Raw genomic sequence first — 13,880 nt, 5'->3', positions numbered from 1 at the left:
CTATTGTCCTATTTTAAAAAATTCACTAAGAGTGACTAATTTTTCTTCTTTATATGCATACATTTCTTCCCTTGTTATATCAACGAAAGACTCTTTATTAATTGACTCTATATTCTCGCTCATGTAATCTGCAAGTAGCCTAGCAGATAAATTATCACGACTTCCACATGTAATAAGAGTTGATATGCTAAGAATATAGTTATCAACATTATAATCAAATTTTAGAACTAAAGGTTTTATATTAACCATTTTTTCTCCACTTTTAGTCTTCTTAATGATGTTCCACTCATTGCTTTCACTAATACTATTTATTGCTTTCAAAACATCCTCTTCAATAGTGCTTTTTAAATCAGTTGTGTTTTCTATATCAATCATGCATTTTAGATTAATTGTGTATTTCGCTGCATCAATAATTGCCATAGCCTGTGCAGGTTTCTTTAAACCTTCTACAGGGATAACTTTTACCACATCTAAAATTTTAATTCCACGTGGCGTGTTTTCATTCATTTTCGCCATAATATATTCTTCATCTAGCTCTCGTGCTAAAACTACGTCCATGTATTCACCATTTGAATGTACCCCCACAGATAAAGGTTGTGCAATGGATACTGCCATATGAGGATTAAATCCTTTTGAATATTCTATTGGAAGCTCAGATCTTTTAATTATTTTTTGAAGAGTTCTCATTAGATCTAGATGAGCAACAAATTTAATTTCATTATCTTTAGTGTACTTAATTAAATAACGCAACCTTTAAAACACGTCCCTTCTTTAAAATTAACATTAACTCCGCATTCCGTACAGCCTAACATACAATTTTGTGTTAATTCTACTTTTTTAGCTTTTTCATTTTCAAGGATTAAATACTCTTTATTAACTCCAATATCTATGAAATCCCAAGGAAGTATTTCATCATAACTTCTTTCTCTATAAGCATAAAATTCTCCTAAAACGCCACATTCATCAAGTGCTTCTTTCCATATTTCAAAATTAAAATACTCAGACCAACCATCAAATTTTGCACCTTTTTCAAACGCCTTGATTATAACATCACAAACTCTTCTGTCTCCTCTAGCAATTACTGCTTCTAAAAACGATACTACAGATTCATGATAATTATATATAACTGCCTTACTAGTTATTGCATACTTAACAGCTTTTATTTTTTCAACTACTTCCTCCATTGTTGCTTGTGGTGCCCATTGGAATGGAGTAAATGGTTTTGGAACAAATATAGCTGAACTTGAAGTAACCCGAAGGCCTCTTTTTCGTGTTTCCTTAGGAATCTTAAAGTATTCTGCTACAACTTTATCTGAAAGCTCTGCAATTCCTCGTACATCATCCATAGTCTCATAAGGAAGCCCCACCATGAAATAAAGCTTAATAGTTGACCAACCTGAAGCAAAAACGCTGCTAGCAGCTTCTAATATTTGTTCCTCTGTAACGCCCTTATTTATAATGTCACGCATTCTTTGAGTTCCAGCTTCCGGCGCAAAAGTTATGCCGGTTTTTTTAACCTTTTGTATTTCCTTAATTAAGTCTACTGAGAAGGAATTTATTCTAATCGAAGGAAGAGATACACTAACGTGATCTTCTTTATGTTTTTCAATTAGTGTAGTTATAAGGTTTCGTATATCTGAATAATCACATATACTTAAAGAACTTAAAGATATTTCTCTATACCCTGTACTCTTTAATAATTTATCCGCAGCATCAATAAGACTCGCAGTGCTCTTTTCTCTGACTGGCCTATATATCATTCCTGCTTGGCAAAATCTACATCCATTGGTGCATCCCCTAAATGTCTCCAGGATTACCCTATCATGTACTATCTCTGTATACGGAACTACCATTTTTTCTGGAAAAGCAACTTCATCAAGATTAACTACAAATCTTTTTTTAACTCTGCTCGGAACATCATCATATTTAGGTTTAAATTCCTTAATAGTATTATCCTCGTTGTAAGAAACCTCATACAATGAAGGCACATATATTCCTCTTATCTTAGATATTTCTCTTAAAAACTCTTTTTTGCGACCTTTAAAATTTTTATAAACATCTAGAACATCATTCATTATTTCTTCGCCTTCACCAAGCTCAAAGAAATCCACTATATCATGCAGAGGTTCAGGATTATAAGCACATGGGCCCCCAGCCATAACTATAGGTTCGTTTTCGCCTCTCTCTGAGGCTCTTATAGTAATGCCTGACATATCAAGCATGTTGAGTATATTAGTGTAGCTCATCTCATATTGCAGAGTAAACCCTAAAATATCAAATTCCTTCAAAGAATCCTTACTCTCAAGAGCATATAATTCTATATTGTTTTCTCTCATTTGTTTTTCCATATCTGGCCAAGGAGCAAAAGCTCTTTCGCAGTAAGTATCGCTTCTTTCATTTAATACATGATAAAGTATTCTGCTACCCAAATGCGACATTCCCACTTCATACACATCAGGAAAGCAAAAAGCAAATCTTATATCAATTTTGTCTAAATCTTTATAACAACAATTAAGTTCTCCACCTATATATCTAGCAGGTTTTTCGACCTTAAATAAGATATCATCTGAAATTTTATTCACAAAAACCACTCCTCGTTTTTTTCATCTAGGGTAAACAATAATTCTTTATAATATTTACCCTCGTAAATACCACATTATTTTATTTTAACACATGAACATTAAATTTCAAAATGAAAAATTTCTTTAATTAAATAAACAAAATAACCAGCCCGCATTAGGCTGGTCATTCCGAAATGTATTTTCTCATAAAGTACCTTTTAATTTTTTAATTTCTATATATTCACTTAAACTTATATTACCATATGCTTTTATTGCCTCTATTATTTCTTCCTCATACAAAGTTTCTATCAAACTCATGTTCTCATCAAGTATAGTAAATAAATTATATTTATTCTTATCAATTATTCCTAGGACAGATAATAAATTTTTATCACAAAAAATAGATATACTTCTATTTTCTACATATCCTCTTTTTATAAACCTGTATTTCTTCTTAATAATATAACCCATAATCAAATATACTATCCTTTCCTTCTCTTTAATTGAAGATATCAAAATAAATATCGTTATTAAACCTAAAGTAAAATTGTTTCTATTTGCATAGACACTTACAAAATATATAAACATGAAAACACTTCCAATGACCATACTAACTTTTATAGATATTTCATTTGCCTTTCTATATATAGTTTTGATGCTAAGGATATCACGAAATGCCCTTCCCCCATCTAGTGGAAATGCTGGTATAAGATTAAAAATACCTAAAGCTAAATTGCTTCTATAAATCAAATGAAAATAAGGTATATTATATAATATAAATAAAGTATAAAAGATAGCTGCTATTACTAAGTTGAATATTGGACCCGCTAAAGAAATTATCAAGTCCTCTTTAGCACTTGCTTCATCTAAGTCTTTTACCTTAAGTACTGCCCCAATAGGAAGTATTTCTATATCAAAACCCGAAAAGCCTAAAATTCTCGCAGTTAAATAATGCATTAGCTCATGTAAAAATACAAAAACAAAAGATATTACAAGCTCCCCTTTGAAGCCTAATATTATTAACAAAATAATGTACGGTATAAATAACTTGCTTATTCTTATCAATTAATCCCCCAAAGCCATTACTAAGTTGCTCTAAATTATAAAAGTAATTAAATTTGTTTGATTATTTAAAATCCTTATCTGTACTATTTATCCCACCTACACTCGAAATTGTGTTTTTAACTTTTTCAAATAAATTACCGGTAAGAACTCCCACATTCTTAAATTTAACACTCTTAGCTTTAACTAGTAATCCACTGTAGTTATATTGTTTATTAATTGCTTGCTTAGAATAATTATAGGCATATTGAGTTTTAGGCGTACCTACGCTCTTCAAAATCAAAACAACAATAAACAATACTAAGACACCAACTAATTCCCTAGTTAGTCTCTTTATATAAAAATTTGAAAAACCACCTTGTTTCTTACTCTCACTAGAAAAATTATTTGAACCTCTATGTTTTTTTGTTAAATTATTATAATAGCTTTGATATTGCGTATTATAATTGCCCATTTTTTCCCTCCTATGCATTCTTTCACTATTTATATATATTTAATTTTCCTTGAATTTATTACATATCACAAGAAAAAAGTATCCATTATGCGTAAAAAAGCACCGCATATTCTGCAGTGCTTTCTTGAGTATATTAGTATTCACGGTCTTTTAGACTTCTCATCAAAACTTCAGCCGTTCCTAAATTTGTAGCAAGTGGTACACAATGCACATCACATAATCTAAGAAGTGCCGAGATATCTGGCTCATGAGGTTGAGGGGTAAGTGGATCTCTTAGGAAAATTATCATGTCCATTTCCCCTTGTGCAAGCTTCGCACCTATTTGTTGATCGCCTCCAAGAGGTCCTGATAAAAATCTAGTAACAGTCAGTCCTACCTTTTCATTTATTAATTTTCCTGTTGTTCCTGTTCCATATAAATCATGTTTTTCTAAAATTTCTTTATAACGCGTTGCAAAATCGATTATATCATCCTTCTTTTTATCATGTGCTACTAATGCTATTCTCATTTTTTCTCCCCCTATGTAATAACTAAATTCATTATACCCTTTAATCTATATGTTTAAAAATCTATGTGTTTAAAAATTTATTTTTTTTCTTCTCATACCTACATTAAGCACTAGTCCTAGTGCCATAAAGCTTGTTAACAAGGAACTTCCCCCATAACTCATAAATGGCAAAGTTATTCCAGTAATGGGCATAAGTCCCATTGTCATCCCTACATTTTGCATTATTGAAAATAGTAAATTAGAAACAAATCCAACACAAAGCACAGTTCCAAAAATATCTTTAGACTCTTTTGCAATTTTTACTAACCTGTATATAAGCAGTCCATACAATAATAATAAAACTAGTGCACCAATAAGTCCCCATTCTTCTGCTAAAACAGCAAAAATAAAATCTGTATGATTTTCTGGAACAGAATTAAATTGAACTCCCTTTCCAAATCCTCTTCCAAAAATGCCTCCTGAGCCTATTGCAAGTTTTGATTGAATAAGTTGAAGTCCAGAAGTTAAATCATATTTCTCAGGGTCTAAGAAGGCTGTGAGTCTACCCTTCTGGTACGGTTCAATAATTCCAGAATTCCATATTCCTACAACTAAAAGCAAAACCGAAGTAAGTCCACCAATTATAATTTTGTAATTTAGTCCCATACAATAAAATATTCCGAGTACTATAAAAAAGCTTACCATAGTCATTCCCATATCCGGTTGAATAACAATTAAAATCATTGGCACCGCTGCGTAAAACAACAACTCGAGTAGATTCCTTACATCATTAATTTTCCCTTCCATACCATCTATCTTCTTAGCAAGCATGATTATCATACCAATTTTAGCAAATTCCGATGGTTGTATCCCTATACCGCCAAATCTTATCCAAGAATTAGCACCATTTGTAACTTGCCCTGATATATTTCCAAATATTAATAACATAATTCCTGCCCAATATATTATCACGGCATAATTTTCTATTAACATATAATCAAATACTAAAAGAAGATACACAGTAATAAGACCTAATATCATAAACGCAATTTGCATTTTGGTTAAAGAAATTCCACTTGCCGTGCCTTTTTTTGCACTATAAATATTTAAACATCCAATAATAACAATACAAATTGCAAACACTATTGCGCTGTAATCTAGTTCCCTTAAAAGTTTTTTATTAAGTCTTAGGTTTTGTAAAATTTTCATGGTCATACCTACCTCCATCTCAAATATGATTATATCATATTAAGAAGAAAAAGCTATGTTTAACTTGTTAATTATACATAGCTTTTAACGCCTTATCTCTTTATTTTTTTTATTGGTATATTAGCAATGAGCGCTGGTGAGTGCCCCTCATATTCTTCCGTAGTTGTTAATCTAACTTCTATTTCCCCAGTTTCTACCTCAGCGTATTTTGAGATTACCTTTAATATATCAGCCTTTATCATTTCTAGAAAATCTGGTGAAAAGTCTGCTCTATCATGTATTAAAATTAACTTCAATCTATCACTTGCTATATCTTTAGAGAAAATTTTATTAGAAAACATTTTAAATAAATTCATTAATCTCTCCTCCTCCTATATTCCTTTAAACATTCTTTTTATAGAAGCAAAAAATCCTATGTCACTAGCCGATGACCCATCTAGTGTAGCGTAAGATACTTCTTCTCCCATTATTCTTCTTGCAATATTTTTAAAAGCTATACCTGCCAGTGCCTTCTCATCAAGAACAATTGGTTCCCCTTTATTTGTTGAAATTGTAACCCTTCTATCATTTGGGACAACCCCTATTAATTTAATTGCCAAACATTCTATAATGTCATCTACAGACAACATATCGCCATTTCTTGTCATTTCATAATCCATTCTATTCACTATAACCTCATGCCTATCAATACCTTTAGAGTCTAATTTGCCTATAACCCTATCTGCATCTCTAACAGAAGTAAGTTCTGGATTAACAACTATTATAGCTCTATCAGCTCCCACTATTGCATTTTCAAAACCTTGTTCAATACCTGCAGGACAATCTATAATAACGTAATCAAAATCTTCCTTTAACTCATTTACTACTAAAAGCATATCTTTTATATTAATGTCATTTTTATCTCTTGTTTGAGCTGTTGGCAATAAATATAAATTGCTAAATCTTTTGTCTTTAATTAATGCCTGCTTTAACCTGCATCTTTGTTCAATAACATCTACTAATGTAAATACTACTCTATTCTCAAGCCCCATCAAAACATCTAGGTTACGAAGTCCAGTATCACCATCGATAACTACCACTTTTTTATCCATAGATGCAAGCGCTGTTCCGATATTCGCGGTAGTAGTTGTTTTTCCAACCCCACCCTTACCTGATGTTATAACTATAGATTCTCCCATGTTGAATTCCCTCCATTATATATATTTATTCGGTAAATACGGCTCTACAATGATGTTACCATTTTTAATTTTAGCTACCTCAGGATATTGAGGTTTAATTTCATCTTCAGGAGACCGAGTAACTATGCTAGCAATCTGAAGTATTTGAGGTTCTAGCTTTACTGCCGCTATTATAGCCTTTTCATTACCATTCGTGCCTGCATGTGCAAGTCCTCTTAGATTGCCCATTACAATTATATTTCCTGTTGCATATATTTCAGCTCCCGGATTCACATCACCAATTATAACTACATTACCAGGGTAATTTATACTTTGTCCACTTCTTATGGTTTTTCTTAAAAATTTGGTTTTCCCCTCATATATTCCTGTAAACACTTTTGTAGTAGACTCCTCGGTGTTTTGAAAAATACAATCACTAATTAAAAACTCATCAAATAATACTTCTTTTAATTTTCTACTTTCCCGCTCATTTATGTATTTAAGTTCAGTAGTAATTTTAAGTGTGCTACCTTTGTAAAATTTTCTTCCTTGAGCAAGCTTTTCAATTAAAGATTCTAACATATCATCAAAATCACTAAAATGATTCATATTTATAACTACATTTAATCCCTCTTTATTTCCCTTAATGATTATTTTATCTGTAACCATTTTTTTACCTCCTAGCTCTCCTCTGGGTTGAAAAGCAATTATTAATTGTTTTGCTCCATAATTGAACCTAAGGCACCTTCAAATTAATAACATATAAAAATACAAGTATATTTATTTGAATGTGACTAAACTACTATTTCAACATATTATATGTAAATTCCTGCTTAATTTCAATATATTTTTTTTTATTTTCAAATTATTCTATAATAATCAAACAAACCCTAACAAATAACTTTGTCAGAGCTCACTTGAAAACCTCATTTATTTACTGTTCCAACCATTTTTTTACTAATCGTGAGCATTACCAGTAGTAGCTTTATTTAAGTCTATATTGCTAGTATTCTCCTCTGGATCAACCATAAATTTATATTCAGCGTCTATTTTAAGTAGTTCAGCTTTAAAGTATTGCTCATAAACTGCTTTAGCAACTGGTGCAACCCAGCCACCATGACCTCCATCAAAAACTACTGCACAAACAGCTATTTGAGGTTTATCATAGGGTGCAAACCCTATATAATATCCATATGAAGTTCTTCCTAGAGCACTTTGAGTAAGATCATTGAAAGTAGCCGAACCTGTTTTTCCTCCATTTTGAATAGGAAAATCTTTAAAGACATTATATGCAGTACCTTGAGAATCACTAGTAACTTCAAGCATTCCCTCTTTAATTATATCAATTGTACTAGCAGCTACGTTAGTTTTCTCTAAAACTACAAGCTTAGTTTCCTTAATTATATTTCCATCTGGATCTAACGTTTTATCAACCAAATGCAATTCATATCTATTTCCACCATTGACCATAGTAGATACATAATTGGCTAGTTGTAGAGGAGTAAACGCATTAAATCCTTGCCCTATGGCTGCATAATATGCACTAGCAGCAGAGTTCAATTCGGTGTTAGCTGAAGATATTTCTGTATTTATAGCATAAATTATAGCTGAAATGTCTTTATCAGTATAATTATTCTTTATTAGAACTGAAGAATCCTCAATGAGTTTCTTAATAGCACTATTCATACTTTTAGAAATTGAATCTTCGCTGCTCTTTTTCTCCTTTTTCATTTCGGTCTTAATTAAAGCAAGAAGCTTAACCTTGTTTTGATTTAATTCTTTAATTTCTTCTATCTCTTTTTTAGTGCCACTCTCTTTTTGTGAAACTAAGTCAAGAGGTTTAAATTTAACAAGTTTAGAATTCACTCCACTTTGTAGAGTTTCCACCAGACTGCTTCTATGAATATTGGATTGTATCTCTTTACTTGATTCATAATTGTATACCTGACCAAAGTTTTCAGGTATCTCTATCCCTGTAGAAGGTTTTTTATTACTCTTGGGTTCTATACCAAGACCGAATTTCCACGCATATTTGGATAATAAGTCTAAACCAGTTTTATTTTCTCCAGCGTGAGCATAAAGTTTATCAGCTACATCATAAAAATAGTAATTACAAGATTCTCTCATTGCCTTTTGAATATTTACCCATCCGTGGGAACCGTGATGTTCATTCCATATCCAACAAGCAGCAGTTACGCTTGGATAACGTTCATTGTACGGTCCAGAATCATATACCTGACTATCCTTAGTTATAACCCCTTCTTCTAGACCCGCTATAGCTGTCATTGGTTTAAATGTGGAACCAGGTGGTATTAAAGATTTAGTTGCATAATTGAAAGTTGCTTTAGGGAAAATATCACTATTATCTTTTCTTATTGTAGTATTTTCTTCTATGCTTTTATCAAGTGGAAACATATAATCAAGTATTATTTTTTCCTTTTCTTGTTTGGATTTAGCCATATCTGTATCCTTTAGCACACCTTCAATATTTGTTAGCCCTCTTTTTTGAATATACTCTAATCCCTTTTGCTCTGTAACTGGAGCAAACATTTTATTATACTCATCACTAGTTAAGCCGGTAGCAAAGATATTAGGATCGTATCCAGGTCTACTTGCCAGAGCTAATACCTTACCTGTGTTAACGTCAAGTACAACCACAGCACCTCTGTTTGCATTTGTTGTGTTTACACTTTGCGCTGTATTATTCCCTTGTTTTTGTAAATCAAGCATTACAGCATCTAAGGACTTCTCCGCAGCGTATTGCATATTTTTATCTATGTTAAGTTGCACTGTTTGCCCTGGATAAGTTTCAATTTCACCTAAGGTACTAACTTTACGGCCTTGCTTATTAACTGAAATACTTTCTTGCCCCTTAGTACCCTTTAAAACATCTTCAAACGCTGATTCAATTCCTGCCGTCCCTATATAATCAGAACTTATATCATAACCTTTTTCCTCATACTTATTTGCATCCCAAGGATTTATCTTAGAAATATATCCTAAAAAGGCAGACCCTAAATCCTTATTAGGATAAACTCTAACTGGCTGAGTTATAATACTAATACCTGGCATTTCTGGTTGCATTTGTTCAAAAATAAAGGCACAGTTTTCAAGTAAATTATCAGCAATAGTTACAGGCTTATATCCTGAAAAACTCTGCATCTTTATATTATCCTTAACTACCATATAATCTCTAAGTTCCTCTTTGCTTTTGGGATCCTTAATTTTATCAAGACCATAAAGCGTTACTAATTTATTAAAGACTTCAACCGGTGTAATCTTTAAAAGAGCTTCATCAACTTTTTTAAACTGAGCAGTAGTTAAGTCATCTTTCTTTTTATCTTTATAAAGCTCTTTAATAACTTTTTCTTCAAACCCTCGATCTTTCTTAAATCTAATCTCTAACCAATCCTGAGATACTTTGTCTGACGTCTTAAAATCAAAGCTATATTCTGTAAGTTTTGTATTACTATTAGTTTTCACTTTAAGCAAAAACTCATCTAGTAGTATTTGTTTGTTATCATCAAGAATTTTAAATACTTTGTCCAAAGTTGGAATTAAACTTACTTCGCTCTCATCAGTTGTAGTAAATATCAATGTATAACTTTGCTTGCTTGTAGCGAGTTTTGCACCGTTTCTATCAATTATTTCACCTCTTGGAGCTGCTGTAGATATTATCTTATGATTTTGTAGATTTGCTTTTTCCTTATAGACCTCACCATTTATAACTTGTATATTTATTAACCTTGAAATAATAACAACAAAAATTAATATCATAATCATAGATAAAGCATTAAACCTAGAAAACTCTTTGTCTTTTTTATTTTTCGGACTCACTATTTCACCAACCTTTTAAAAGTTAACTAGATGTACTATTTTAAAATTTCCAATCTGTCTTCATATACTCCTTTTGTGAAAGTTTATATGTAAATCTGTACATAAATATGCATACTATTAAATTGTATATTCCATAATAGAATATTACGCCTATATCTGTGTATTTTTTTATCAAAATCAATACACAAAATATTATAAAACCTTTTACTACGCTTAATATAAAAGATGATATTATAGGCAAAAATGATTTCTCAATAAATATATTTTTACCTATATATGAAGCTGCAACACACATAAGCATGTTACTTAACATATTGATTCCAAAACCATTAAAAAAATACACATCTTGAAGTGCACCAGTAAAAACGCCAATTATTACTGCGTCTTTTGGTGAACTAACAATTGAATAACACAGTGCAAATATAAATATTAGACTTGGATATGTTCCGTGCACCTTAAATAAGGGCATCAGAGTATTGTCTAGTATTAAAAATAGAATACTTAACAATACTACAGTTAATATTTTCTTCATAATACAACTCCTAATATTTTATTTGACTAGGGTCCTTTTGCACCAAAATAAAAACTTCCTCAATCTTTGAGAAGTCAACATAAGGCTCTATTATAGCAGTTTTCATTACTTCTCCTTTGTCCTCATGAACACTCAGCACCTTGCCTATTTTAATATCAGATGGGTATATACCTCCAAGACCTGATGTTAATATTACATCACCTTTTTTTATTTTGGAATCTAATGAAAGTCGCTCTATTTGTGCAAGCAATTTATTATTCTCATCTTTATATCCTTTAACAATGCCATTATTGTCTCTTGTACTTTTAACAAGCGCTGCCACTGCAATATTTTCATTAGATAAACAATAAACATTCGCCCAATTATCACCAACAGATGAAACCTGACCTACTATTCCATCTCCAGTTACAACTACCATCCCTTTTTTTATTCCTTTATTTTCTCCCTTATTTATGATAAACCCATCCATAAAGCTACTTCCAGTTAATCCTTTTATGTTAGCGCCTACATAATTATATTCATCTTTCTGCTTTGATAAATCAAAAACCTTTCTAAATCTTTCATTTTCTTTTATTGAGGTATCATATTCCAATTCCTTGCTTTTAAATTCACTATTAATTTTCTTAAGTTGCTCATTTTCAGCCTTGACATCTGAAATATTTGTTATAAATTGAAAAGAATTTCCTATTCTTGTAAATCCTTTATAAAATATACCTTGCACTGAATTTATTGTTGCACCCACGCCATTCTCCACGAAAGACATTTTTCCTCGATTTGCACTATACCCAATTAGTGATAAAAATGTAACTGACAGTATTATGATAACTACTGCCAGCTTATTTTTTAGAAATCCCATATTATCTTCTTTTACTCATAACGTCAATATTACTGAGTGCCTTGCCTGCTCCTATAGCGACACAATCAAGTGGATTTTCAGATATATGCACTGGCATATGTGTTTCACGGTTTATAAGTGCATCTATTCCTTTTAGAAGCGCTCCGCCTCCAGTTAACATAATTCCTTTTTCCATTATATCTGATGCAAGCTCTGGTGGAGTTTTTTCAAGGGTTGTTATTATCGCTTCAATTATTGCTTGAACTGGTTCACTTAATGCTTCTCTTACCTCTTTTTGTGTTACCTCTATAACTTTTGGTAACCCTGTTATTAAATCACGTCCTGTTATTTCCATGCTCATTTCATCATCTTCTAATACGAATACTGACCCAAGCTCCATTTTTATATTTTCTGCTGTTCTCTCACCTATCATTAGGCTGTGTTGCTTTTTAACAAAAGCTATTATTGATTGATCAAACTCATCCCCTGCTACCCTTAGAGACATACATGTTACAATACCACCTAGTGATATAATTGCAACCTCTGTAGTTCCGCCCCCAATGTCTACTATCATGCTTCCTGTTGGCTCATTTACTGGAAGTCCAGCTCCAATAGCTGCTGCCATTGGTTCTTCCATTAGATATGCATCTCTTGCACCTGCACTTTTAGTTGCTTCCTCTATTGCTCTTTTTTCAACTTCAGTTACTCCAGATGGAAATCCAACTACAATTCTTGGACTTGTAAGTCCTTTTGGGCTAACTTTATTTATAAAATGCTTTAGCATCTTTTCAGTAACATCAAAATCTGCAATGACACCATCTCTCATAGGTCTAATTGCAACAATATTACCTGGTGTTCTACCTATCATTTGTTTAGCCTCTTCGCCAACGGCAAGTACCTTATTAGTATTTATATTTATAGCTACAACAGAAGGTTCTCTTAGTACAATTCCTTTCCCCTTCAAGTAAATTAACGTATTTGCTGTTCCTAAATCTATTCCCATATCACGAGATGTTCCGAATATTCCCATTATAATTTCCCCTTTCGTATCTAAAGCATTCCTTTTTCTTTTAAACTCGTATAAGTTCCATTCCCAATTATTATATGATCAAGCACTTCTATTCCTAGTAATTTGCCACATTCCTTAAGTCTTAAAGTAATGCTTATGTCTTCCTTACTAGGCGTTGGATCCCCTGAAGGATGATTGTGACAAATAACCACGGAAGCACTACACTTTTTTATAGCTTCGTAAAAAACTTCTCTTGGATGTACTATTGAAGTATTTAAATTACCAATTGAGATATCCTTTATGCTTATAATTACATTCTTCGTATTAAGCATAACTAATTTTAAGTATTCCTTTTTTAAATATCTCATATCCTCCATAAGATATTCTGCAACATCTTTTGGGGAAGTAATTTTGTACTCTTCTCCTGATTTAAAGCTTCTAAATCTTTTTGAAATCTCTATAAGTGCTAAAAGTTGTGTTGCTTTGGCATTTCCAACACCTTTTAAATTCATAAATTCTTCTGCACTTGAGCTGTAAAGTCCATTAAGGCCGCCACATTCAGCAATTATCCTACCACAAAGACTTATAATATTTTCATCTTTCGAACCTATTCTAAGTATTATAGCTAACAGTTCATTGTTGGATAATGTATCAGCGCCATATCTTAATAGTTTTTCTCTTGGTCTTTCATTTTGGGGCAAATCCATAATTTTATAAGCCATTACTATAAACAACTC

14 protein-coding genes are annotated in these 13,880 nt (G+C 31.8%); all 14 read right to left on the bottom strand.

Features of this window, described 5'->3' with window-relative positions; all coding sequences use genetic code 11:
• A complete protein-coding gene (locus KPL55_RS02535) occupies positions 1-750 on the bottom strand; it encodes a TIGR03936 family radical SAM-associated protein (protein WP_216305139.1) in 750 nt (249 codons plus the stop codon).
• Positions 738-2,582 (bottom strand): TIGR03960 family B12-binding radical SAM protein, encoded by a 1,845-nt coding sequence (locus tag KPL55_RS02530; RefSeq protein ID WP_216305138.1) that lies wholly within the window; start codon positions 2,580-2,582, stop codon positions 738-740. Before KPL55_RS02530 ends, KPL55_RS02535 begins: the two co-directional genes overlap by 13 nt.
• 183 nt (positions 2,583-2,765) lie before the next feature.
• Positions 2,766-3,626 (bottom strand): M50 family metallopeptidase, encoded by an 861-nt coding sequence (locus tag KPL55_RS02525; RefSeq protein ID WP_216305137.1) that lies wholly within the window; start codon positions 3,624-3,626, stop codon positions 2,766-2,768.
• A 61-nt stretch (positions 3,627-3,687) separates the two neighbouring features.
• A complete protein-coding gene (locus KPL55_RS02520) occupies positions 3,688-4,077 on the bottom strand; it encodes a hypothetical protein (protein ID WP_216305136.1) in 390 nt (129 codons plus the stop codon).
• A gap of 133 nt (positions 4,078-4,210) precedes the next feature.
• Positions 4,211-4,585 (bottom strand): methylglyoxal synthase, encoded by a 375-nt coding sequence (gene mgsA, locus KPL55_RS02515; protein ID WP_216305135.1) that lies wholly within the window; start codon positions 4,583-4,585, stop codon positions 4,211-4,213.
• Between the two features lie 69 nt (positions 4,586-4,654).
• Positions 4,655-5,767, bottom strand: a complete 1,113-nt coding sequence (rodA, locus tag KPL55_RS02510) for a rod shape-determining protein RodA (protein ID WP_376770422.1) — start codon at positions 5,765-5,767, stop codon at positions 4,655-4,657.
• Between the two features lie 98 nt (positions 5,768-5,865).
• Positions 5,866-6,129 carry a cell division topological specificity factor MinE gene (gene minE, locus KPL55_RS02505; protein WP_216305134.1) on the bottom strand — a complete coding sequence of 88 codons (264 nt, stop codon included), beginning with the start codon at positions 6,127-6,129 and terminating at the stop codon, positions 5,866-5,868.
• A 15-nt stretch (positions 6,130-6,144) separates the two neighbouring features.
• Entirely contained in the window at positions 6,145-6,951 is an 807-nt protein-coding gene (gene minD, locus KPL55_RS02500) for a septum site-determining protein MinD (RefSeq protein ID WP_216305133.1), read from the bottom strand.
• 15 nt (positions 6,952-6,966) lie between these two features.
• Positions 6,967-7,599, bottom strand: coding sequence for a septum site-determining protein MinC (minC, locus tag KPL55_RS02495; protein ID WP_216305132.1), 633 nt, complete (start codon positions 7,597-7,599; stop codon positions 6,967-6,969).
• A gap of 288 nt (positions 7,600-7,887) precedes the next feature.
• Complete coding sequence (locus KPL55_RS02490) at positions 7,888-10,767, bottom strand: penicillin-binding transpeptidase domain-containing protein (protein WP_312887197.1); 2,880 nt, start codon at positions 10,765-10,767, stop codon at positions 7,888-7,890.
• Positions 10,768-10,807: 40 nt separating this feature from the next.
• A complete protein-coding gene (gene mreD / locus KPL55_RS02485; protein WP_216305131.1) occupies positions 10,808-11,299 on the bottom strand; it encodes a rod shape-determining protein MreD in 492 nt (163 codons plus the stop codon).
• Between the two features lie 10 nt (positions 11,300-11,309).
• Positions 11,310-12,155: a rod shape-determining protein MreC gene (gene mreC, locus KPL55_RS02480; RefSeq protein WP_216305130.1), complete on the bottom strand. Its 846-nt coding sequence runs from the start codon at positions 12,153-12,155 to the stop codon at positions 11,310-11,312.
• A 1-nt stretch (position 12,156) separates the two neighbouring features.
• Positions 12,157-13,164 (bottom strand): rod shape-determining protein, encoded by a 1,008-nt coding sequence (locus KPL55_RS02475; RefSeq protein WP_216305129.1) that lies wholly within the window; start codon positions 13,162-13,164, stop codon positions 12,157-12,159.
• 20 nt (positions 13,165-13,184) lie between these two features.
• Positions 13,185-13,865, bottom strand: a complete 681-nt coding sequence (radC, locus tag KPL55_RS02470) for a RadC family protein (protein WP_216305128.1) — start codon at positions 13,863-13,865, stop codon at positions 13,185-13,187.
• Positions 13,866-13,880 lie beyond the last annotated feature (15 nt).

Origin of the sequence: Clostridium lacusfryxellense (genome assembly GCF_018861735.1) — a bacterium.
In the GTDB taxonomy this organism is placed as follows: Bacteria; Bacillota; Clostridia; order Clostridiales; family Clostridiaceae; genus Clostridium_AD; species Clostridium_AD lacusfryxellense.
Note: the sequence above shows the minus strand (reverse complement) of the source record. Positions and strands in the feature narration are given on the sequence as shown.

Excerpts from the sequence above, each read along its gene's own strand:
- KPL55_RS02520 (WP_216305136.1), bottom strand. The coding sequence starts at position 4,077 with ATGGGCAATTATAATACGCAATATCAAAGCTATTATAATAATTTAACA.
- mgsA (WP_216305135.1), bottom strand. The coding sequence starts at position 4,585 with ATGAGAATAGCATTAGTAGCACATGATAAAAAGAAGGATGATATAATC.
- minE (WP_216305134.1), bottom strand. The coding sequence starts at position 6,129 with ATGAATTTATTTAAAATGTTTTCTAATAAAATTTTCTCTAAAGATATA.
- minD (WP_216305133.1), bottom strand. The coding sequence starts at position 6,951 with ATGGGAGAATCTATAGTTATAACATCAGGTAAGGGTGGGGTTGGAAAA.
- minC (WP_216305132.1), bottom strand. The coding sequence starts at position 7,599 with ATGGTTACAGATAAAATAATCATTAAGGGAAATAAAGAGGGATTAAAT.
- mreD (WP_216305131.1), bottom strand. The coding sequence starts at position 11,299 with ATGAAGAAAATATTAACTGTAGTATTGTTAAGTATTCTATTTTTAATA.
- mreC (WP_216305130.1), bottom strand. The coding sequence starts at position 12,155 with ATGGGATTTCTAAAAAATAAGCTGGCAGTAGTTATCATAATACTGTCA.
- KPL55_RS02475 (WP_216305129.1), bottom strand. The coding sequence starts at position 13,164 with ATGGGAATATTCGGAACATCTCGTGATATGGGAATAGATTTAGGAACA.
- radC (WP_216305128.1), bottom strand. The coding sequence starts at position 13,865 with ATGGCTTATAAAATTATGGATTTGCCCCAAAATGAAAGACCAAGAGAA.